The sequence below is a fragment of the Vogesella mureinivorans genome (genome assembly GCF_007644035.1).
GTDB classification, from domain to species: domain Bacteria; phylum Pseudomonadota; class Gammaproteobacteria; order Burkholderiales; family Chromobacteriaceae; genus Vogesella; species Vogesella mureinivorans.
In genome coordinates, this window is the sequence record NZ_VMTV02000423.1 from 1 (window position 1) to 276 (window position 276).

Annotated in this window: 1 protein-coding gene; it reads right to left on the minus strand. The window is 64.9% G+C overall.

Annotated elements, in window-relative coordinates; all coding sequences use genetic code 11:
• Window positions 1-162 (minus strand): tryptophan 2,3-dioxygenase family protein (locus FLQ44_RS11320; protein ID WP_338117477.1); only part of this gene is annotated, 162 nt, incomplete at its 3' end.
• Window positions 163-276 lie beyond the last annotated feature (114 nt).

The window sequence follows — 276 nt, forward strand, 5'->3', positions numbered from 1 at the left end:
GTAGCCGATCTCGTGCAGGATCTGCTTGAGCCACAGCTCCTTGGCCTGGTGGATGATGACGAACAGCATCTCGTCGTGCTGGTCGGTCAGCGGATTCTGCGCGCCCAGCACCTGATCCAGGGTCAGATAGCGGGCGTAGGTCATGTCGGCAGGTTGGGTCATGCGTCTCTATCCCCCGGCTGGGGCCCGGCCTCAAGCGCTTGCTCTTTCCGGACCCGGCTCGCCCCCTGTGCAGGCGCTGCATCGCGCTCTCCGGCAAGCCTGATCCGGGGACAT